This window comes from Kitasatospora sp. MAP12-44 (assembly GCF_029892095.1).
In the GTDB taxonomy this organism is placed as follows: Bacteria; Actinomycetota; Actinomycetes; order Streptomycetales; family Streptomycetaceae; genus Kitasatospora.
On record NZ_JARZAE010000004.1, the window covers coordinates 8,020,850 to 8,042,567 of the forward strand.

The window sequence follows — 21,718 nt, forward strand, 5'->3', positions numbered from 1 at the left end:
CCACCACGGGGATCACTCGGCGATCGTGCGGGTGAGCAGCAGCATGGTGGCGAAGGTGCGGTAGAGCCGGATCGGGTCGTCGTCGGTGATGTGCACGGTCAGCTCGTCGTCGCGGACCACGCCGTTGATCCAGGTGGCCGTCTCGGCGAGGTCGGCGTTGCGCAGCCGGATGCCGAGCGTGGCGGGGAGCTCGATGGTGGGCGGCGCGGCCCGGTCCAGCCCGCGCACCGCCTGCTCGGCGGTGCTCCTGATCAGCTCGCGGGCCTCCTGCGGGTGCATGCTGTCGGCGGCGTGCCGGGAGACCGAGGTCTTGACCACCGCGGCCCGCAGGCCCGGGCAGAACGGCCGGGCCTCCTCGGCGGTGGTCCCGTCCCCGGTGATCAGCACCACCGGCACCCCGTGCCCGAGCGCCACCAGCGCGTTGATCCCGCTCTCGCCGGTCGGCACGCCGTTCAGCGTGACCTCGGCGATCGCCCGCGGACTGTAGGTGTGCGACAGAACGGACGGGGCGCCGCCCATCGAGCCGTGGTACGAGACGAAGAAGACCGCGTCGAACGAGGCGTCCAGGCCCTGCATCATGTAGAGCGGCTTGTGCCGGCCGGACAGGTAGCGGGCCCGGCCCGCCAGCTCGTCCGGACGGAGGTTGGCCATCGCCCCGTGCGAGTCGTTGACCAGGAACGCGTCGGCGCCGCCGGCCTGCGCACCCTCGATCGCGGCGTTCACCTCCGCCTGCAGCAGCCCGCAGAAGTAGTCGTAGGACGGGCCGGTGGTCCGGCACTGCTCCCAGTCGACCACTCCGGCGGTGCCCTCCATGTCGGACGAGATGAAGATCTTCAACTGCGCTCTCCTTGGATATCCGGGGACAGTGGGCGGGCTCAGAGCCGGTCGCCGGCCGCGAGGACGGCGTCGGCCAGTGCCCGCACCGGCTCACGGGCCGTCGTACGACCGGTGCTGAGGATGAACTCGATGCTGCCGAGGTCCGGCAGTTCGGCCTGCCGGGGGAGCACCCGCAGGCCGGGCGGGAGCAGGCTGCGGGCGTGCGCCACCACGCCGAGCCCGGCCAGCGCGGCGGCCCGCACGCCGTTCAGGCTCCCGCTGGTGCAGGCGATCCGCCACGGGCGCCCGGCCCGCTCCAGGACGTCCAGGGCGCGCGCCCGGGAGATGCTGGGCGGCGGGTAGACGATCAGCGGCACCGGCTGGCGAGGGTCGAGGCGGAAGTCCTCGGCGCCGATCCAGACCAGTTGGTCGCGCCGCACCAGCGGGCCGCCCGAGCCGTCGGCGGCGCGCTTGCCGAGCACCAGGTCGAGGCGGCCGTCGGCGAGCTGCTCGTGCAGCAGGCCGCTCAGCCCCACGGTCAGTTCGAGGTCCACCTGCGGGTGGTCGCGCCGGAAGCCGCGCAGGATCTGCGGCAGCTCGGTGAGCACGAAGTCCTCGGAGGCCCCGAACCGCACCCGTCCCTGCACCTGCGTCTGTGCGAAGTAGGCGTGCGCCTGCTCGTGCGCCGCCAGGATCGAGCGGGCGAATCCCAGCATCGCCTCGCCCTCGCCGGTCAGCTCCACGGAGTGGGTGTCGCGGACGAAGAGCCGACGGTCGGCAGCCGCCTCCAGGCGCCGGATGTGCTGGCTGACGGTGGACTGCTGCAGCCCCAGCCGCTGGGCGGCCCGGGTGAACCCGCCGCTCTGGGCGACCGCCAGGAAGGATCTGAGCTGCACCGGATCGAACATCTGGTCATCATATTTCGTGATGGCAGTAAGTGTGGCTAGCGGGATTCACAATCACCGCGACGGGGGGCGAGGCTGGGAGCACACCCCCGGACCTGCCTGCGGAGACCCTCCATGCCCATACCGCGCCCGAGCCTGCCGCGCCGCCTGCCGTTCGACCCGTACATCGCGGCGCTGCTCGCCACCGTGGGCCTGGCCCTGCTGCTCCCGGCGCGCGGGGTCGCGGCGCCGGCGGTCTCGGACGCCGCCGAGGGCGCGGTCGCGCTGCTCTTCTTCCTCTACGGCGCCCGGCTCTCCACCCGCGAGGCCGTGCAGGGCCTCAAGCAGTGGCGACTGCACGGCACGGTGCTGGCGGTCACCTTCGGGCTCTTCCCGCTGCTCGGGCTGGCCTGCCGGGCGCTCGTCCCCGAGCTGCTCTCCCCGCAGCTGTACCAGGGCTTGCTCTTCCTGTGCCTGCTGCCCTCCACCGTGCAGTCCTCGATCGCCTTCACCTCGATCGCGCGCGGCAACACGGCGGCGGCCGTCTGCAGCGCGACCTTCTCCAGCCTCTTCGGCATCGTGCTCACGCCGCTGCTCGCCGCGGCGCTGCTCAGCACCCGGGGCGGCATCTCGGCGGGCGCGGTGCTGGGGATCGCGGAGCAGCTGCTGCTGCCGTTCCTGGCGGGCCAGCTGCTGCGCGGCCGACTCGTGGGCTGGATGGGACGCCACCGCGCGCTGCTCGGCCTGGTGGACCGCGGTTCGGTCCTGCTGGTCGTCTACAGCGCCTTCGGCGCGGGCGTGGTCGGCGGGATCTGGGGTCAGCTGTCGCTGCCCCGGCTCGCCGTGCTCTTCCTGGTGGAGGCGGTGCTGCTGACCGTGGTCCTGACGGTGACGCTGACGCTCGGCCGCCGCCTGGGCTTCAATCGGGCGGACCGGATCGCGATCGTCTTCTGCGGCTCCAAGAAGAGCCTGGCCGCCGGCGTTCCGATGGCCTCCGTCCTCTTCCCCGGGCCCGCGGCCGGGCTGCTGGTGCTGCCGCTGATGCTCTTCCACCAGCTCCAACTGATGGTCTGTGCCATCCTGGCCCGCCGCTGGGCCCGCCGGCCCCCGGGAACCGAGCCAGTGGTGGCAGGTCAGGCCGCCACACCCAGCTCCGTGCGGGTTCGCTGGACGAAGTCGGCGACCCGCGCCTCGCGCCGCCAGGGAGTGAGCGCGGTGGTGAACTCGCGGACGTAGTCCAGGGCCCGGCTGGACTGGACGCGGCTGAGGATGTCGACGGCCTGGTGGCCGAGCTGGAGCCCGTGGTCGAGGTCGCGGTCCTGGAGGTGGGCGGTCCCCACGATCGCCAGTCGCATCCCGACCGAGCGGGTGAACACCCCGGGCGCCATGGCGGCGGCCTGCGCGTTCCACGTGAGGGCGGCCTTGGGGTTTTTCAGGTCGCGGAAGATCTCGGCGGCGTCGGCTGAGAGCCGGGCGTGCTGGTAGAAGTCGATCCAGGCGGGTTCCTCGGCGCCGTCGCGGGCCTGTCCGAGCAGGGTCTCCGAGGCCGCGAGCGCGGCGGAGGCCGCCCTGGCGTCTCCGTCGCGGGCATGAGCGCGGGCCTCGATGAGCTTGGTGAACGCCAGGACCCTGGGGGCTGCCTCACCCTTGGCGCGCTGGAAAGCGCCCTGGGTCATGTCGATGGCCTCACTGGCGAAACCCCGCAACAGGGTCTGCATCGCCATGGTCGTTAAGACATAGCAGCCGAGCTGGACGTCGCCGCCGGCCCGGGCGAGGCGGAGGGCCTGGATGAAGTGGCGTTGGGCGGCGTCGTGTTGGCCGACATCGAAGGCCGTCCAACCGGCCAGCCGGGACAGCTCGGCGGTCACCGAGAAGAGCTCGCGGCCGACGCCGTCGCCGAAGGAGCCGTTCAGCAGCGGCACGGCCCGCTCCTGCAAGCAGGCGGTGACGGAGTTGGCCTTCCAGTTCCCCCCGCCGTATTTCGAGTCCCACCGCCTCGCATCGTCGGCGGCGTCCCGCAGCTCGGCGAGGTCGGCGGAGCCGACGCGCACGCTGCCGCGACGGGCAGCGCTCTCATCGGCGGGCGTCCCCAACCAACGGGTCACCGGGGTGGCGAACGCGGCGACGGCGAAGCTGGATCCGGTGAGGAAGTCGCGGCGGTCCACAGAACTCCAGAACGAAGTGGCGACGCGCACGGCGTCAGCGGGGTCTCGGGGCTCCGGCCGGCCGAGGCGCATCGTGGTGGGCGGGCCCGGGTACACCACCCGCAGCTTTATGCCGCCGGGGGGCGTTTGGCGGCGGAGAGGGCTGTTGTGATGGTTGCGGCGTCGGCCGGCTTGCCCGGGTCCTCGTTGAACGGGCGCCCGGGGTCGGCCACGTAGGGGAGCCCGTACGCGGGGGCGCCCGGTTCGAAGCGCCAGCTGTCGGCCAGTGAGCCGGCGTCGACGGCGTCGAAGCCCAGCGCGTCCAGCAGGGCGCGGGCCCGCTCCTTGGCCGCCGGGTCGTCGCCGGCGATCGGCAGGGCGGTGCGGTCGGCCGAGCCGGCGGGCCGGGCCAGCGAGGCCAGGTGGCCGAAGTAGATGTTGTTGAAGGCCTTGACGACCGAGGAGTCGGCCAGGTGCTCCTGCAGCAGCTCGCTGCTGGTCAGCTCCTGCGCGTCGAGCCGCGCGATGCTGCTGTCGCGCTCCGGGTAGTAGTTGTTGGTGTCCAGCACCGTGCGCTTGGCGAGCGGGCCGGCCGGGATCTGCAGGTAGTTCTTCAAGGGGACGGTGACGACGACCCAGTCCCCGGCCTCGGCGGCCTCCGCCGGGGTGGCCGCCCGGGCGCGCGGGCCGAGTTCGGCCACCAGGCCGGCGAGGGTCTGCGGCCCGCGCGAGTTGCTGAGCACCACGTCGAGGCCGGCGTCGACCGCCAGCCGGGCCAGGGTGCCGCCGATGTTTCCGCTGCCGATGAGTCCGAGAGTAGCCATGCCGGTGACAGCTCCCAGCGGCCCACTGCTATTCCTGACCCGACGTCATTTCACCCGAACGGCTGCCGGGACCGGCCGGACGGCGCCGGCGTACTCGGCGCCCCAGACGGGGTCGTGGAACACGTCCGCCAGCCCGGCGACCAGCGTGCCGGTGTGCGCCGCGTGGATCATGCCGCCGTCCCCAGTGCAGACACCCACGTGGTGCAGCGGGGCGTCCGGGCGGGAGAAGAACAGCAGGTCCCCGGCGATCAGCTCGGCGCGCTCCACCGGGGTGCCCTTGTGGAACTGCGCGACGGTGTAGTGCCCGAGGTCGACCGCGCCGCCGCTGGCGGTGTACCAGCAGTAGAGGGTCAGGCCGCTGCAGTCGAATCCGATGGTGTCCTCGCCGCGGCACACCCCGTCGAGGTAGCCGTTGTCGTCCTCGCAGTAGCCGGGGCCCGCCCCGAGGCGGTCGCCGCCGCCCCACGCGTACGGCACGCCGAGCTGACGCTGCGCCACCGCCAGTACCTGGCGGCCCAGTTCCTCGCCACCGGCCGCCCGTGCGGTGCCCGCTCCGGCGGCCGGCGAGCCGCCCGCCGCGACGCCGGCGACCGCCAGCAGCCGGCCGAGGAACTGCCGGCGCCCCCGTGAAGTCAGGCCGCGCAAAACAGGGTTGATTTCCACCCGGCCGAGGTTAGGCGCTGCACACCGGCTGCCGGCCGCGACCCGCCGTGCACGGAGTAAAGCGGCTGCCCAGCAGGTGAACGGCGACATAATCCCGTCGGGTGTACGGGCCTCCAGCGATGTGGCGAGGCGTCCCCGAGATTGTCCAGCTGTTCACGGATCGCCCTGCTGACAATGGACCTGTCAATGAGTCAGAGTCATAGCCGGTTGGTGCGTCCGTACCTCAGGCGCTTTCGTGCGTGTCGGCACAGAGGGAGAGACCAGTGTCCGGAATGACCCGACGCAGGCTGCTGGGTTCGGCGGCCGGTGTGGCAGGCGGTGCGGCGGCGATGGCGCTGCTGCCGCCGAGTGTTCAGCAGGCGGTGGCGGCCGGGGCGCGGCGCGGTTCGCTGCGCGATGTGGAGCACGTCGTCCTGCTGATGCAGGAGAATCGTTCCTTCGACCACTACTTCGGCACGATGTCCGGGGTGCGCGGCTTCAACGACCCCGACGCGCTGCGCCTGGACACCGGCCGCTCGGTCTTCTACCAGCCGGACGAGGTCAACCCGGACGGCTACCTGCTGCCCTTCCACCTGGACACCCGCACCACCAGCGCGCAGGCGATTCCGTCCACCAGCCATGCCTGGGCGGTGCAGCACCAGGCCTGGAACGGCGGCAAGATGGACCAGTGGCTGCCGGCCCACCGGGCGGCCGACGGGGACAACGGCCCGTATGTGATGGGGTACTACACCCGCGACGACATCCCCTTCCAGTTCGCGCTCGCCGAGTCGTTCACCATCTGCGACAACTACTTCTGCTCGGTGCAGGGCCCGACGTGGCCCAACCGCCTCTACTGGATGACGGGTTCGATCGACGCGGCCGGCACCCAGGGCGGTCCGATCCTGCAGAACGACGCGCCCACCCCGCTGAAGTGGACCACCTACGCCGAGCAGTTGGAGTCGGCCGGGGTCAGCTGGAAGGTCTACCAGGAGGCCGACAACTACAGCACGGACGTGCTGTCGCTCTTCGACACCTTTCAGCAGGCCAAGCCCGGCGACCCGCTCTACGACAAGGGCATGACCGCGCAGCCGACCGGCACCTTCGAGGACGACGCGCGCAACGACCGCCTGCCGGCCGTCTCCTGGATCCTGCCGACCAGCACCCAGTCCGAGCACCCGAACTACCTGCCTGCCGCCGGTGCGGACTTCGTGGCCTCCAAGATCGAGGCGATCGCGGCCAACCCGGAGGTCTGGGCGAAGACCGTCTTCATCCTCAACTACGACGAGAACGACGGCCTCTTCGACCACGTGCCGCCGCCGGTGCCGGTTCGCGGCACGGTGGACGAGTACGTCGAGGGGCTGCCGATCGGCGGCGGGTTCCGGGTCCCGTGCATCGTCGTCTCGCCCTGGACGGTGGGTGGTTGGGTCGCCTCCGAGGCCTTCGACCACACCTCGGTGCTGCAGTTCCTGGAGCAATTCACGGGCGTACAGGCCGCCAATGTGAGCGACTGGCGCCGCAGGGCCTTCGGCGACCTCACCTCCGCCTTCCAGTTCGGCAGCGCCGCCCGCCCGGCACCGCAGCTTCCCCCCACGGCGGCCCAACTCGCGCTGGCCGAGCAGGAGGTGGCGACGCTGCCGGCGCCCACCCTGCCCGGCGCCGAGCAGCGTCCGCCGCGTCAGGAGCGCGGCGGGCGCCGGCAGGTCCCGCCGCAGCACTACCGCTGAGCAGTACAACAGTGCTGAGCAGTACAGCAGTTCAGGGCGGTGCGGCAGGAGTGATGCGGCGCAGGTCGTTGGTCAGGCCCTGCAGCCACGCGCCGGTGTCGAAGAGGAGCGGCAGCGCGGCGGCGGGCGTGTCGGCGTAGGCGAAGGCCGGGGCGGGCGCCGGGTCGATCGGTCGAGCGGCGTCCGCGCGGTCCAACTCCTCGGCGAGCAGCAGGTACCGGCCGGCCACCTGGGCCGCCTGGTCCTGGAGCCAGTGGCCGGCGAGCGGGCCGAGTCCGGGGGTGCCGGGCGGGTCGTGGTGGTCGAGCAGCCGCTGGGCGCCGTTCATCGCGTGGTGGCCGGCCAGCAGGGCGGCCTGCCAGTCCAGTCGGCCGGAGCGCGCGCCGGCCGGTTCGCACTGCGCCTGCGCGTAGGACGACTCGGCCAGCAGCAGTGCGTGCTGCACGGTGATGGGTGCCGGTGGCTGCCGAGTGTCCCCGCTCGTCACACTCGCCGCCGTCGTGGTGACGCTCGCCGCGATGGCGGCCAGCAGCGCTCTGGTGGCCCGGCGCAGCTCGTCGTGCCCGCCGCGCGGCCAGGCCAGCAGCCCGCAGAGCAGTCCGATCAGGCTGCCGGTGAGCACGTCCAGGATCCGGGCCTCGGCCAGCTGCCAGCCGGCCGGCGCGAGTTGGGCGAAGACCGTGGAGACCACCAGGGTGAACAGGGCCTGCGCCCAGCCCACGCCCAGGAGCGGGCCGAGGCAGAAGGTGGCCAGCATGAGCGGCGGCAGGGCCGCCGCGTAGACGGTGGTGTGGTGGCCGACCAGCACCAGGAGCGCCGCCGCGACCAGTGCGCCCGCCATCGTGCCGGTCAGCGCCTGGCGCACCGTGGTGCGGGTCTGCGCGGTGGTGGACCGGGTCAGCGTCAGCGCGGCCAGCATCGCCCAGAAGCCGTGCGGCAGCGAGACCACCCCGGCGACCGCGCGGGCGGCGGCCAGCCCGAGGCTCAGCCGCACGGCGTTCTGGAAGTAGACCGAGCGCCGACTCAGGTGGCCGGCCAGCCGGTGGCGCCAGAGCTGCCAGGTGCTCTGCCGTGCGTACCAGAACGGTCCGTCCGCCGGCTGGTCGGTGCGCCCGCTGAGCGCGAGCTCGGTGGCGTGCAGCAGGGTCAGCGCCGAGACGGCGGCCTCGATCAGCGCCGACTGCCGCAGCAGCACGGCGGGCCGCCCACCGGCCCGCCCGACGCGCCCGCGCCGGTACTGCACCAGCCTCGTCTCCAGGGCCGAGGCATCAACGGCCGAGGCATCAACAGCCGAGGCATCAACGGCCGAGGCGTCGACTGACGCGGCGCCGCCGCGCAGCACCGCGCCCGCCGCGACGCCTCCCGCGCTCACCTCCGCCAGCAGCCCCAGGCTGGGCTCGCCGGGGCGCGTGCCGGGAGGGCCGGCCGCCGGCAGGTCCTGCAGTCGGGCCAGCAACTGCCGGGCGGCGCCGCCCGCGTGGGCCAGTGCCCGCTGCCGGACACCGGGCCCGGCCGGGCGCTCGGCCTCGGCCACCCGCGAGGGGCGCAGCGCCTCGCTGGCCGCCCGAGCCCGTTCGCGCGCGCCGGCGCCGAGCGTCCACGGGTCGCGGGCCAGCTCGCCCGCGCAGTCCCCGGCCGCCTCGGCGGCGTCGGCCAGCAGCTGCCGGTAGCCGGGCGTGGCCGGGTCGGGCAGCAGCAGCGACTCGGCGGCGATCAGCAGGGCCAGTCCCAGGGTGGCGCCGCCCAGCCGCTCGCCCAGCTCCTGCGGGACGAAGGGCGGGAAGCACGGCAGGATGTAGAGCAGTTGGAGCCCCGGGCCGGCGCCCGCCAGCCGAGGCCCGCCGACCGCCGCGAACGCCAGCCAGAAGCCGATCACCAGCATGCCCGCCACCGCCGCCCAGGTCCGTACGGCCAGCAGGCTGCCCGCGCTCACCAGCAGCCAGGCGAGCGGCAGCACCCGGGCGATCACGGCGGCGCGTTGGCGGCCCGAGCCGGGGATCCGCGAGAGCCCGGCCATCGACACGGCGGCGAACAGCGCGTAGGTCGCGGTCACCGGCTGGTGCAGTCCGTAGAGGCAGCTGTAGAAGCCCGCGCAGGCGGCCACCGTCACCCGCACCGAGCGGCGGGCGGCGGTGGCCGCGGAGCCGCGACCGGTCCGCAGGCCCCGCAGGACCGCCGCGGGGCTCTCCGACCGGACGCTCACGTTCACGCCCACGGCCGCCGCCGCCCGTCAGCCGAGCCGAGGGGGCAGCGCCGCCAGGTCGCCGCCGCCGCGGATCAGCGCCGCCGCCCGCTCCGAGGCCACCGGCCGGGAGAACAGGTAGCCCTGGCCCAGCGGGCAGCCCATCATCGCCAGCAGATCCCGCTGCTGGGTGTTCTCGATGCCCTCCGCGATCACCCGCACCCCCAGCGTCTCGGCGATCCGGGTGATCCCCTCCACCAGCGCGTACTGCTGGGTGGACTTGCCGAGCCCGTCGATGAAGGACTTGTCGATCTTGAGGATGGTGATCGGGAACTCGCGCAGATAGCTGAGCGAGGAGTAGCCGGTGCCGAAGTCGTCGATCGCCAGCCGCACACCCAGCTCGCTCAGCGTCAGCATGTCCGCCCGGATCCGGTCGTCGCGGCGCATCAGCACGCTCTCGGTCAGCTCAAGCACCAGCGAGCCGGGATCCAGCTCGTAGCGCTCCAGGGTCTGGCGGACCACGTCGACGAAGCCGGGATCGCGGAACTGGCGGGCCGAGACATTGACGCTGACGTACAGCGACCCGTGCCCGGCGCGCTGCCAGCGGGCGGCCTCCTCGGCCGCGTGGCCGAGCACCCAGGCGCCCAGCGGGACGATCTGGCCGCTCTCCTCGGCCAGTCCGATGAACTGCTCCGGTGGCACCATGCCCCGGCTGGAGTGCGGCCAGCGCAGCAGTGCCTCGAAGCCGACCAGACCGCCCGAGGAGATCTCCACGATCGGCTGGTACAGCACGGTGAACGAGGTCGAGGCGACCGCCGCGTCCAGGCTCTCCTGCAGCTCGTGCCGCTCGATCATGCCGGCCTGCAGCACGGGGTGGAAGCGGCGCCACTGGCGCTTGCCGGCCCCCTTGGCCGCGTACATCGCCAGGTCGGCGTGGGCCAGCAGCTCGGCGGCGTCCTCGCTGTCCTCGGTGGTGGAGATCCCGACGCTGACCGAGATGTTCACCGGGCCGGTGCTGAGCCGGAACGGGTCGGTGAACGCCTTGATCACGTGGTTGGCGAAGGCCTCCACGTCGGAGGGGCCCAGCGAGTTCTCGATCAGCACCGCGAACTCGTCGCCGCCCAGGCGCGCCGCGGTGTCCGAGGCCCGGGCGATGGTGGACAGCCGCAGCGAGACCGCGACCAGCAGCTCGTCACCGACGCCGTGGCCCATGGTGTCGTTGACGACCTTGAAGTCGTCCAGGTCGATCAGCAGCACCCCGGCCGCCAGCCCGCCGCGCACTCCGCGCAGGAAGGCCTGGTTGACCCGGTCCTGGAAGAGCACCCGGTTGGCCAGCCCGGTCAGCGAGTCGTGGAAGGCGCGGTGGCTGAGCTCGCGCTCCAGCTGCCGCTGCTCGGTGACGTCACGCAGGGTGAGCACCAGGCCCAGGACCGTCGGGTCGCGGCGCAGGTCGCTGGCCCGCACCTCGACCTCGATGCCCACGCCGTCGTGCCGCACCATCCGCCAGTGCTCGCGCCGGTCGCGGTGGTCGCGGCTGCGCATCTGGGTGAGCGCACCGACCGCCGAGGCGCTCTCCTCGGGCGGCACCAGCTCCGCGATCGCCGCGCCGAGCAGCGACGGGTAGCCGAGCACCTGGTCGGCCGAGGAGCTGGCGTACCGGACCCGGTCGTCGTCGTCCAGGATCAGGATGACGTCCGAGGCGTTCTGCACCAGGGTGCGGAAGTACGCCTCGCTGTTGCGCCGGTTGACCTCCTGGCTCAGCGTGATGCGCTCCAGCGCCAGCGCGGCCTGGGAGGCCAGCGACTCCACCGGGCTCAGCAGGGCAACCAGTTCCTCCTCCTCGCCGCCGATGATCAGCACGCCGATCAGCGGGTCGCCCGAGGGGCGGTCCTGGAGGGCCAGCGGGCAGAGCAGCGCGTCGGCGCTGCCGGGCAGCATCTCCCCGAAGCCCGTTCCGAGCTCGGCGACCGGGCGCAGCTGGGTGCGGCGGGTGGCGATGAAGGCGCGCACCGCCGAGGGCAGCCGGGGGAAGGGCGGGCCGGCGGCCGTGCTGCTGGGCCCGGGTGGCAGTCGTAACTGACCGTCGTCGCTCAGCCCGAGCAGCACCTGGCGCTGCGGGTGGGTGGGCGGCAGCGCCGCGGCTGCGCTCCGGATCGCCGAGGTCACCTGGTGCACCCCGGTGGCCGCCGCCAGTGCGCCGACGGCTGAGCGCAGCGCCCGCTCGCGCGCCACCGTCAGCCGGTGCGCGGCGACCACCCCCGAGAGCCGGGCCAGCACCAGCAGGAACAGCAGCGCCGAGAACGCGCCCACCACCCCGGCGTCGCGGTTGTTGCCGCGCACCGCCTCCAGCAGCAGCACGCCAGGGGCGATCATCGAGGCGAAGCAGAGCAGCCCGATCCGTCCGCGCCCCACCTCCGACTGCGGCTGGCGCAGCACCGGGCGGGTCATCGTCACCATCGACGGGTGCAGGGCGGCCGCGCCCCACAGGGTGTAGTAGGCCGCCCAGCCCAGGTCGACGGCGGTGCCGATGTGCCAGGTCCCGTAGAGCTGGATCAGGCCGAACAGCACGTCGGAGACCAGCATCCCCACCGTGCCGATGGTCAGCAGCTTCAGGGCCAGGCTCTTGGGGCCGTGCGGCACCAGCAGCCGCAGCAGCATCGCCAGCACCAGGATGTCGCCCAGCGGGTAGGCGATCGCGAAGGCCTTCTGAACCCAGGTCAGGCCGGCGCTGTGCACGTTCGGCAGGACGATGTAGATCCAGGAGAGCAGGGTCAGCGCGGCGGTGAAGGTCAGCGCGTCGATCAGACTGCCGCGGTCGCGGCCTGCGCTGCGGCGGCGGATGAAGATCAGCAGTCCGGCGGCGTAGAGCGGGTAGGTCGCCAGGTAGAAGCCGTCGGCCACCGACGGGAACGGGTTCCCCTGGTGCAGCAGCTGGGTGAGCACCACCTCGGAGACCTCGCCCGCGGTGAAGCTCAGATTGGCCGCGGCCAGCAGCAGCCACGGCAGCGGGTGCGAGGGGCGGTTGCGCACGGTGCCGAGGATGATCGCGGCCACTCCGCTGAGACCGATCCCGGTCCACCAGACGATCCGCTCGCTGGGGTGGGCGTAGTACATGGCCGTGAGCAGGCTCATCCACCCGAGGAAACCGAGCGTGACGTAGGGCCACCGCCAGTTGGTCAGCGCATTGTGCATGCAGTGCTCCACCGAGATACGCGAGAGGCACCTGGGCAAGCGGCGCCGGGATACGCGCGACAGCTTTCGGGCGGAATTCACCACCAGCATACCGGACCGCTCGGAGGCTGTAATTCCTGGATGTTTCCGTGCACTTGCCCGGTGGCGGGCCGGTCGTCGGGCTGTTCTGCTGCGCCGTGGCCCGCAGGCGTATATTCGAAACACGCCCTAGAGACCGGGAGGGCCCGACGTGGCGGACCACGACTCCTTCTCGCCGAAGGCCGACTCACCGGTTGAGTCACCGGTTGGCCCATCGTCGGCGGCCGATGAATTCCAGGTGGTCGTCAGCAATTCCAGGGGCCAGTATTCGCTCTGGCCGGCGGACCGTCAGCTTCCGTCCGGTTGGCGGCGGGTGGGGGAGCCCGCCTCCCGAGCGGACTGCCTGGCGGCCGTCGGTGCGCGCTGGACCGATCTGCGCCCGACCGGCCCCGGCGCCGCGGCGGCCACCGTGCCCGGGCTGCTGGCCGAACGGGCGGACGAGGCGGACGGGCAGCCCGCGGTGGTGTGGGCGCACGGCGCGCTCAGCTACCCGCAGTTGGAGGTGCGGGCGGCTCGGTTGGCCCGGCGGTTACGCGGGCTCGGGGCGGGCCCGGACTCGGTGGTGACGGTCTGCCTGGAACGCAGCCCCGGCATGGTCGTCGGGCTGCTGGCGGTGCTCAAGGCCGGCGCCGCGTTCCTGCCGGTGGACCCCGCGCTGCCCGATCGCCGGCTGGCCCAGTTGCTCGACGACTCGCCGTCCACCCTGGTGCTGACCGGCGCCGATCACGCCGGGTTCGCGGCCGGGCACGCCGAGGTCGTGCTGCTGGAGCAGGACGGGCGGCAGCCGGCGCCGGGCCCGGGAGCGGCGCTGCCGACCGGTCCGCACCCCGACGATCTCGCCTACATGATCTACACCTCCGGCTCGACCGGCGTCCCCAAGGGCGTGATGGTCGATCATCGCTCCTTCGCCCGGGTGCTGCTGAACCTGGTGGACGCGTACGGTCTGTGTCCGACCGACCGCGTGCTGCAGCTGGCCGCACTGGGCTTCGACACCTCGCTCGAACAGATCTTCGCCACGCTGCTCGGCGGCGGCACGCTGGTGCTGCCCACCGGTCACGGCTGGGCGCCGACCGATCTGCCCGCCCGGCTGCGCGAGTACGGCATCACGATCGCCGACCTCACCCCCTCCTACTGGCACCAGTTCCTCGGCGCGGTGGGGGAGGCCAGCGCCGCGGCGGCCGCGCTGCGCATGGTGGTGGTCGGCGGCGACACCGTGCAGGCCGACGACTGCCGGCGCTGGCAGCGGCGGATGCCCGGCGTGCAGCTGGTCAACGCGTACGGGCTGACCGAGACGACCATCACCTCCACCCTCTGCCACCTGGACGCGGACGTACTGGCCGCCGCGCCCGCCGGCCCGGTGCCGATCGGCACTCCGCTGCCGGACACCACCGTGCAGCTGCTCGACGCCGCGCTGCGGCCGGTCCCGGCCGGGCGGCGCGGCGAGATCTTCATCGGCGGCTGCGGCGTGGCGCGCGGCTTCTGGCGCCAGCCCGGCCGGACCGCCGAGGCCTTCCTGCCGGACCCGGAGGCCGCCGAGTCCGGCGGGCGGATGTACCGGACGGGTGACCGGGGGCGCTGGCGGCCGGACGGGCGACTGGAGTTCCTGGGGCGGATCGACGACCAGGTGAAGATCCGGGGGTTCCGGGTCGACCCGGCCGAGGTGGAGTCCGTGCTGGCATCCCACCAGGGGGTCGGCGAGGCGGCGGTGGTGGCCGTGCCGGTCGGCAGCGAGCGGGGCCTGGCGGCCTTCTACACCCGGGCGGACGGCGCGGTGGGGGAGCCGGAGTTGCGCTCCTTTCTCGCCGAGGCGCTGCCCGGCTACATGCTCCCGGCCCGGCTGACCGCCGTCGAGTCGCTGCCGCTGGACCGCAACGGCAAGGTGGACCGCCGGCGGCTCTCGTACGGCGACGGCGGCGCCGCTCGCGCCGGGCCCGCCCCGGCTGCGCCTGCCGTGCCTGCCGCTGTGTCTGCTGACGCGCCTGCCGAGGCCACTGCTTTTGCCGCCGGGCCGGTGCCGGCGCACGGGGCGTCGGTGGCGGCCGGGATCAGCCAGCTCTGGGTCCAGCTGCTGCACCTCGAACAGGTCGACGAGAGCGACGACTTCTTCCAGATCGGCGGCAACTCGCTGCTGGCCATGGAGATGCTGGCCCGGGTGCGGATCATGTTCGGTATCGGCGTCACCCAACTACGGGCGCTGACCAGGGCGTTGCTGGAGGACCCGGTGCTGGCCGCGTTCGTCGGCAGCACGCTGGCCGCCCGGGCCGGCACCCTGGACGCCGCCGGCCCCGGCCGGCTCGACTTCGCGGTGGAGAGCGAACTGGGGGTGCCGATCCGCTGCGACGCCGAGCCCCGGCCGAACTGGCAGCAGCCCGCCGACGTCCTGCTGACCGGGGCCACCGGCTTCTGCGGTGCGCACCTGCTGGACGCGCTGCTGCGCGGCACCGGCGCGCGGATCCACTGCCTGGTGCGCGCCAAGGACCCCGGGCACGCGTTGGAACGGCTGCGAGCCGCCTGCCGCCGCCACCTGGACCACGACCCGCTCGGCGAGTGGTCGGCCGGCCGGGTGGTGCCGGTGGTCGGCGACCTGGCCCAGCCGCTGCTGGGGATGGAGCGGGCCCGGTTCCAGGCGCTCGGCGACAGCGTCGACCTGATCTACCACTGCGGCGGCCAGGTCAACTTCATCTACCCCTACCGCGAGCTGAGTGCCGCCAATATCGCCGGGACCAGGGAGATCATCAACTTGGCCGGCCTCTCCCGAGGGATCCCCGTGCACTACCTCTCCAGCCTGGCGGTGCTGGCCGGCTACGGCGCGGCCGGGGTGCGCCAGGTCACCGAGCAGAGCCCGCTGCGCTACCCGCACTACCTCGCGGTCGGCTACGTCGAGGGCAAGTGGGTGGCCGAGGCGCTGCTGCAGCAGGCCTCCGAGGCGGGGCTGCCGGTCGCGGTCTACCGGCTCAACGACGTCACCGGCGACCAGCGGACGGGGGTGATGAACACCGGGACCGAGATGTGCGCGCTGATCAAGTTCATCGCGGACACCGGCTGGAGCCCCGATGTCGATCTGCCACTGGACTTCCTGCCCGCCGACTGCTTCGCCCGGGCCATGGTGCATATCTCCACCCGGCACCGGGCAGCCGGCGTCACCTACCACCTGACCAATCCGCGCGACGCGCAGATCGACCTGCTCGTCCAGCGGATCCGGGGATTCGGCTACCCGGTGGAGGAGTTGCCGTATCCGGAATGGGTGCGGCGATTCTCCGGATTTGCCGCCGCCCACCCGAACCACCCCATGACCTCCTTTCTTCCGCTGTTCGTCGACCGCAGTCCAGGCACCGAGTTGACGGTGAGTGAACTGTATTTCCGAAGGACCTTCCCGCAGTTCAGCCGGTCGAATTCGGAGGCCGCGCTCGACGGCAGCGGAATCGACATCCCGCCGGTCGACGGCCGGCTGCTCGACCGCTATCTGGAGCACCTGCTGGCCACCGGCTACCTCGCCCCGCCGCGGGTCGGCCGTGGAGCCGTCGCATGACCAGGCGCTGCGCGAGCTGGGCGGCGCTCGACCTGCGACGGGCTCCGGCGGGCGGACCGGTCGCCTTCTGCGGGGACCTCGGCCCGGCGAACCTGCTGGCGGCCTACCGCGCCGGGCTCTTCCCCTTCCCCGCCGCCGGCCCGCTGCTGCGCGACCTCAACGAGGCCCGCTACGAGCAGCAGGTCGCGGACGGCCTGATCGCGCTGGTGGGCGACGACGCCCGCGACCCGTACGCGGTGTCCTGGTGGTGCCCCGACCCGCGGCCGGTGCTCGCGGTGGAAGGCGTGCGGCCCGGGCGCAGCCTCGCCAAGCAGCTGCGCAACCGCACGCCGTGGTCGACCAGCCTGAACCGGGCCTTCGGCCAGGTCGTCGAGGAGTGCCGGACCGACCGTGAACCGCAGTGGCTCACCGAGGAGTTGGCCGACAGCATGGCCTCGCTGCACGCCTCTGGCTGGGCGTTGAGCGCCGAGGTGTGGGAGGGCGAAACGCTGGTCGGCGGGGTCTTCGGGCTACGGGCCGGGCCGGTGCTGAGTCTGGACTCGATGTTCCATCGGCGCTCCAACGCCGGCAAGGTCGCGCTCGCCGACCTGGCCGACCGGTTCGCCCGGGTCGGCGGGGCGCTGCTTGACACCCAGTGGGACAGCCCGCAGACGCGCGCCATCGGCGCCGCCCCGCTGCCGCGTTCGCGCTACCTCGACCTGCTGCGCGGCGCCCCCGCCCCGCCGTCGCCGCCCGACCACCCGCTACCGGCCCGCCGACTGGCCTGAGCCCGGTCCAGCCGCTGGGAGCTGCCGGTCTGCCGGATCGCGAAACGGCAACGGGGGAGCGAACGGTGCGGTCTGAAATCCAAATGTGGAGATAAGTGCTGTGCCGTGCAGGTAATCTGACATGCCGTGAGGCGGTGCCCGCCGTTTCACCAGGTGGGGGTGCCCGACGTGCCGTCGGGCCGGGGTGGGGATGGGTATGCCTACACACGTGCGCGCCGGCAGCGGCGCGCTGTTCAGACGACCTTCCATGCGATCGGCGGCCCTGCCGGTCCTGCTGGTCGCCGCGTTGCTGGCGGCGCTGCTGGGGCTGACGGCCTCCCGGGCCGCGGCCGACGAGACGACGGTGTCCACCGACACCCTGCGAACCGGCTGGGACAGCCACGAGCCGGGCCTGGGTCAGTCCTCGGTGCAGTCCTCCGACTTCGGGCAGCTCTTCTCCACCCAGCTCGACGGGCAGGTCTACGCCCAGCCGCTCTCGATCAACGGCACGCTGGTCGCCACCACCGAGAACGACAAGGTGTACGGCCTCGACCCGGTCAACGGCACCATCAAGTGGACCCGCGACTTCGGCCCCACCTGGCCGGCCTCCGCCATCAACTGCGGTGACCTGGCGCCCAACGTCGGCTCCACCGCCACCCCGGTCTACGACCCGGTGAGCAACGCGGTCTACCTGACCACCAAGGTCAACGACGGCCCGGACGCCCAGCATCCGCACTGGTACATGCAGGCCCTCGACCCGGCCTCCGGTGCCGAGAAGCCGGGCTTCCCGGTCACCATCGCCGGCACCCCCGGCAACGACCCCACCGGTGCCTTCGACCCCTACCGGCAGATGCAGCGCCCGGGCCTGCTGCTGCTCGACGGCGTGGTCTACGCGGCGTTCGGCTCGCACTGCGACTTCGGCCCGTACCGCGGCTACGTGGTCGGCGTCAGCACCACCAAGGCGGCTCTCACCTCCATGTGGGCGACCGAGGTCGGCTCCAGCAACCAGGGCGGCGGCATCTGGATGTCCGGCGGCGGCCTGGTCTCCGACGGTCCCGGGCGGATCTTCCTGGCCACCGGCAACGGCATCAACCCGCCGCCCGGGCCGGGCCTGACCCAGCCGGGTACGCCCCCGCCGGGCACGCTCTCCGAGTCGGTGGTCCGGCTCCAGGTGAACAGTGACCAGAGCCTGTCCACCGCTGACTTCTTCAGCCCGGCCAACGCACCGACGCTGGACCAGAACGACACCGACATGGCCTCCGGCGGCCCGATGGGGCTGCCCGACAGCTTCGGCACCCCCTCCCACCCGCACCTGCTGGTGCAGCAGGGCAAGGACGGCCGGATCTTCCTGCTCGACCGCGACAACCTGGGCGGCCGCTCGCAGGGCCCCGGCGGCACCGACGCGGCCGTCGGCGTGATCGGCCCGTACCAGGGGCAGTGGGGACACCCCGCGGTCTGGGGCGGCGACGGCGGCTACGTCTACATGGTCGGCAACGGCGGGCCGCTGCGCGCCCTCAAGGCCGGCGTCACCGGCGCGGGCGTGCCCGCGCTCTCGCTGGCCGGCACCAGCAAGGACACCTTCCCCTACACCAGCGGCTCGCCGGTGGTGACCTCGGACGGCACCACCTCAGGCAGCGCCCTGGTCTGGGTGGTCTACTCGGGCGGCCCCACCGGCGGCGGCGCCTCGCTGCGCGCCTACAACCCGATCCCCGACGCGAACGGCATCCTCCAGCTGGTCTGGTCCGCCCCGATCGGCACGGCCGTCAAGTTCGCCACCCCGGCCACCGACGGCAACCGGGTCTACGTCGGCACCCGGGACGGCATGGTGATCGCCTTCGGCCGCCCGGCGCAGACCTCGCTCAACGGCCAGCCGGTCGACTTCGGCAACGTCGCGGTCGGCTCCACCGGCACCGGCACCGCCACCCTGACCGCCAGCAGCGCCGTGACGATCACCGGGATCAGCGCCGGCGCACCGTTCGCCGCCACCCCGCCGACCCTGCCGGTCTCCCTGACGGCCGGCCAGCAGCTCAGCGTGCCGGTCTCCTTCGCCCCCACCGCCGCCGGCGGCCTGAGCGGCCAACTGACCGTCACCACCGCCACCGGCAGCTTCCTGCTCGGCCTGCACGGGAGCGGCACCAAAGCCGGCCTCGCCGCCTCGCCCGGCAGCGCGACCTTCAGCGAGCAGCCCAGCGGGACCAACTCGACCGTCAACGTCCAGGTGACCAACACCGGCACCGCCGCCGAGACGGTCAGCGCCACCACCTCCCCGTCCGCGCCGTTCAGCGTCACCGGTCTGCCGGCCGTCGGGACGTCGGTGGCGCCGGGCAGCTCCTTCGTGGCCTCGGTGACGTACGCGCCGACCGCGGCCGGGACCAACACCGACGCGCTGACGGTCACCAGCACCTCGGGCACGCTCACCGTCCCGATCAACGGCACCGCGACCGCGGGCCAGGGCCAGCTGGTCTTCAGCCCGCCCACGGTCTCCTTCGGCAACGTCCCGGTCGGCAGCTCGGCGACCGGCGACTTCGACATCACCAACAACGGCAATGTGCCGGTCACGGTCACCAAGGCGAAGGCGCCCAACGACGACTTCACCACCTCCACCCCGCTCGCCGAGGGCCTGGTGATCGGCCCCGACCAGGTGGTCCACCAGTCGGTCACCTTCACCCCGACCGTGCCCGGCACCCAGAGCGCCGACTACGAGGTGACCGGTGACGCCGGGCAGGGCGCCATGCTGGAGCCGATGACCGGCACCGGCACCGGTACGCTGCCCGTCCCGGCCAGCGGCACCTGGACCACCAACGGCACCGCGACGCTGCCGAGCGCCGGCACCGTCCAACTGACCGGGCAGGTCAACCAGTCGGCCGGCTCCTCCTTCTTCACCAACCCGCTGCCGACCGACGGCCTCAAGGCCTCCTTCACCGCCCAGCTCGGCCCGGGCACCGGCGGTGACGGGCTCTCCTTCAGCCTGCTCGACGCGAGCAAGGCGACCTCGGCCGGTCTCGGCGCCACCGGCGGCGGCCTCGGCTTCTCCGGTCTGCCGGGTGTCTCGGTCGACCTGGTCACCTCCTGGAACAGCAAGGCGAGCTCCGGCAACTTCGTCGGCGTGGCGGTCGGTCCCAACAGCGGCATCGACAACCTGAGCTTCCTGGCCACCGCGGCGCTGCCCACCTCGCTGCGCACCGGTACCCACCAGGTGGCGGTGGCGGTGGCCGGCGGGCACCTGACGGTGAGCGTCGACGGCACCCAGCTGCTGGACACCACCCCGCCGCTGCCGGTCTCGGCCTACGCGGGCTTCACCGCCGCCACCGGCGCCAGCGCCGACGTGCACACCGTCAGCGCCGTCACCATCAGCACCAGCACCAGCGCGACGGCCCCGGCGCTGACCGCGGGCTCGCCCTCGCTGGACTTCGGGACGCTGCCCACCGGTGACAGCAAGAACCTGACCCTGCAGCTGACCAACAGCTCCACCCTGGCCACCACGGTCACCGCCGTGACGGCGCCGTCCGTGCCGTTCACCGCCACGCTGCCCGCCGCCGGGACCGCGGTGCCGGCCGGCGGCAGCGTGCAGATCCCGGTCACCTTCGCCCCGGCGGCGGCCGGAGCGCAGAGCGGCACCCTCGCGGTGACGACCAGCGGCGGGACGACCACCGTGCCGCTGACCGGCACCGCCGCCCCGGTCGTCCCGGCCGGGCAGCAGCTGCCCGCGACCACCGACGCCTCCTGGCAGCTCAGCGGCTCGGCCGCGATGAGCGGCACCGACCTGGTGCTGACCAAGGCGGGTGGCGGCTACGGCGCGGGCTCGTCCTTCTACCCGACCGCGGTGCCCTCCTCGGGCCTGCACGCCTCGTTCACCGCCGAGATGGACGGCGGCACCGGCGCCGACGGGCTGACCTTCGCGCTGCTCGACCCGGCGGCCGGCACGCCCGTAGGCCCTGGCACCCCCGGCGGCGGCCTCGGCTTCGCCGGTCTGCAGGGTGTCGCGGTGGCCCTGGTCACCGACTGGAACAGCACGGCGAACTCGAACAACTTCGTCGCCGTGGCCACCTCGACCTCCGGCTCGGGACCCGACGCGACCTACACCGCGACCAACGCCACCGTGCCCTCGCTGCGCGCCACCACCCACACCGTGACGGTGGACTACACGCCGGCCGGCCACCTGGTCGTCCAGCTGGACGGCACCCAGGTGCTGGACACCGCCGTGCAGTTGCAGCCCAGCGTGCTGGTGGGCTTCACCGGATCCAACGGCGGCAGCGACGACAACCACATCGTGCGCAACGTCGCCATCACCGCGGGCAAGCCGCTCAGCCAGACCCTGCCCGCCTTCACCGACCCGAGCTGGACCGCCAACGGCAAGGCCACGGTGGCCGGTTCGACCGTCACGCTGACCACGGACGGGCAGAAGTTCGCGGCCGGTTCGATCGTCAACTCGACGGCGGTCCCCTCCGCGGGTCTGCACGTCACCTTCAACGAGCAGATCGGCGGCGCGGGCACCACCGGTGCCGACGGGCTGGCGCTGGCCCTGCTGGACCCGGCCGGGGCGTCCGTCAACTCGCTGGGCGCGACCGGTGGTTCACTCGGCGTCGGCGGTCTGCCCGGCACCTTCGTCGGCCTGCAGACCTACCCGGGGGGCGGGGTCAACTCCTACAACTTCGCCTCGCTCGGGACGACCGGCACCGCCTCGACCGCGCTGACGACCCTGCAGTCCGCCACCAACATCCCCGCCCTGCGCGGGGCGACGCACACCGTCGACGTGCAGGTGACCGCGGCCGGGCACCTGGTGGTGAGCCTCGACGGCACCCAGATCATGGACACCGCCGTCACCCTGCCGCCCAAGGTGCTGGTCGCCTTCACCGGCGGGGTCGGCGGGTTGACCGACAACCATGTGGTGAGCAGCCCCACCATCAGCTACAGCATGTGACAGCCAACGAACGAACAGGTGGGGAGCCCGTGAGGG

The 21,718-nt window shown here is 73.0% G+C and carries 12 protein-coding genes; 5 read left to right on the forward strand and 7 right to left on the reverse strand.

The genetic code is table 11. The annotated features are described in order from the left end of the window. Window positions 1-12 precede the first annotated feature (12 nt). Together P3T34_RS36115 and P3T34_RS36120 are read right to left on the reverse strand one after the other, a co-directional pair. Entirely contained in the window at window positions 13-837 is an 825-nt protein-coding gene (locus tag P3T34_RS36115; protein WP_280670504.1) for a M55 family metallopeptidase, read from the reverse strand. A 38-nt stretch (window positions 838-875) separates the two neighbouring features. Further along, complete coding sequence (locus P3T34_RS36120; RefSeq protein ID WP_280670506.1) at window positions 876-1,724, reverse strand: LysR substrate-binding domain-containing protein; 849 nt, start codon at window positions 1,722-1,724, stop codon at window positions 876-878. Window positions 1,725-1,835: 111 nt separating this feature from the next. On the opposite strand from P3T34_RS36120, the gene P3T34_RS36125 reads away from it, so the two are divergent. Continuing rightward, window positions 1,836-2,936, forward strand: coding sequence for a bile acid:sodium symporter family protein (locus tag P3T34_RS36125; protein ID WP_280670508.1), 1,101 nt, complete (start codon window positions 1,836-1,838; stop codon window positions 2,934-2,936). Here P3T34_RS36125 and P3T34_RS36130 read toward each other — a convergent pair. From P3T34_RS36130 to P3T34_RS36140, 3 genes are all read right to left on the reverse strand, one after another. Next, entirely contained in the window at window positions 2,834-3,895 is a 1,062-nt protein-coding gene (locus P3T34_RS36130) for a sporulation protein (RefSeq protein ID WP_280670510.1), read from the reverse strand. The two genes, P3T34_RS36125 and P3T34_RS36130, sit on opposite strands and share 103 nt — an antisense overlap. 77 nt (window positions 3,896-3,972) lie before the next feature. Further along, window positions 3,973-4,668, reverse strand: a complete 696-nt coding sequence (locus tag P3T34_RS36135) for an NAD(P)-binding domain-containing protein (protein WP_280670512.1) — start codon at window positions 4,666-4,668, stop codon at window positions 3,973-3,975. Between the two features lie 45 nt (window positions 4,669-4,713). Further along, window positions 4,714-5,331 (reverse strand): NlpC/P60 family protein, encoded by a 618-nt coding sequence (locus tag P3T34_RS36140; protein ID WP_280670514.1) that lies wholly within the window; start codon window positions 5,329-5,331, stop codon window positions 4,714-4,716. Window positions 5,332-5,594: 263 nt separating this feature from the next. Between P3T34_RS36140 and P3T34_RS36145 the strand changes: the two genes are divergently transcribed. After that, window positions 5,595-7,034 carry an alkaline phosphatase family protein gene (locus P3T34_RS36145; RefSeq protein WP_280670516.1) on the forward strand — a complete coding sequence of 480 codons (1,440 nt, stop codon included), beginning with the start codon at window positions 5,595-5,597 and terminating at the stop codon, window positions 7,032-7,034. Window positions 7,035-7,065: 31 nt separating this feature from the next. Here P3T34_RS36145 and P3T34_RS36150 read toward each other — a convergent pair whose 3' ends face one another. Together P3T34_RS36150 and P3T34_RS36155 are read right to left on the reverse strand one after the other, a co-directional pair. Then, complete coding sequence (locus tag P3T34_RS36150; protein WP_280670518.1) at window positions 7,066-9,237, reverse strand: FUSC family protein; 2,172 nt, start codon at window positions 9,235-9,237, stop codon at window positions 7,066-7,068. 27 nt (window positions 9,238-9,264) lie between these two features. Then, window positions 9,265-12,408 carry an EAL domain-containing protein gene (locus P3T34_RS36155; protein ID WP_280670520.1) on the reverse strand — a complete coding sequence of 1,048 codons (3,144 nt, stop codon included), beginning with the start codon at window positions 12,406-12,408 and terminating at the stop codon, window positions 9,265-9,267. Window positions 12,409-12,724: 316 nt separating this feature from the next. On the opposite strand from P3T34_RS36155, the gene P3T34_RS36160 reads away from it, so the two are divergent. The 3 genes from P3T34_RS36160 (at window position 12,725) to P3T34_RS36170 (ending at window position 21,682) form a co-directional block, all read left to right on the forward strand. Further along, window positions 12,725-16,015 (forward strand): amino acid adenylation domain-containing protein, encoded by a 3,291-nt coding sequence (locus P3T34_RS36160; RefSeq protein ID WP_280670522.1) that lies wholly within the window; start codon window positions 12,725-12,727, stop codon window positions 16,013-16,015. Continuing rightward, a complete protein-coding gene (locus P3T34_RS36165; protein ID WP_280670524.1) occupies window positions 16,012-16,782 on the forward strand; it encodes a leucyl/phenylalanyl-tRNA--protein transferase in 771 nt (256 codons plus the stop codon). Before P3T34_RS36160 ends, P3T34_RS36165 begins: the two co-directional genes overlap by 4 nt. Window positions 16,783-17,029: 247 nt before the next feature. After that, window positions 17,030-21,682, forward strand: coding sequence for a choice-of-anchor D domain-containing protein (locus P3T34_RS36170; RefSeq protein ID WP_280670526.1), 4,653 nt, complete (start codon window positions 17,030-17,032; stop codon window positions 21,680-21,682). The last annotated feature ends 36 nt before the right edge of the window (window positions 21,683-21,718 follow it).

Coding starts and splice junctions, on each gene's coding strand:
- P3T34_RS36120 (WP_280670506.1), bottom strand. CDS start 1,724: ATGTTCGATCCGGTGCAGCTCAGATCCTTCCTGGCGGTCGCCCAGAGC.
- P3T34_RS36125 (WP_280670508.1), top strand. CDS start 1,836: ATGCCCATACCGCGCCCGAGCCTGCCGCGCCGCCTGCCGTTCGACCCG.
- P3T34_RS36135 (WP_280670512.1), bottom strand. CDS start 4,668: ATGGCTACTCTCGGACTCATCGGCAGCGGAAACATCGGCGGCACCCTG.
- P3T34_RS36155 (WP_280670520.1), bottom strand. CDS start 12,408: ATGCACAATGCGCTGACCAACTGGCGGTGGCCCTACGTCACGCTCGGT.
- P3T34_RS36165 (WP_280670524.1), top strand. CDS start 16,012: ATGACCAGGCGCTGCGCGAGCTGGGCGGCGCTCGACCTGCGACGGGCT.
- P3T34_RS36170 (WP_280670526.1), top strand. CDS start 17,030: ATGCGATCGGCGGCCCTGCCGGTCCTGCTGGTCGCCGCGTTGCTGGCG.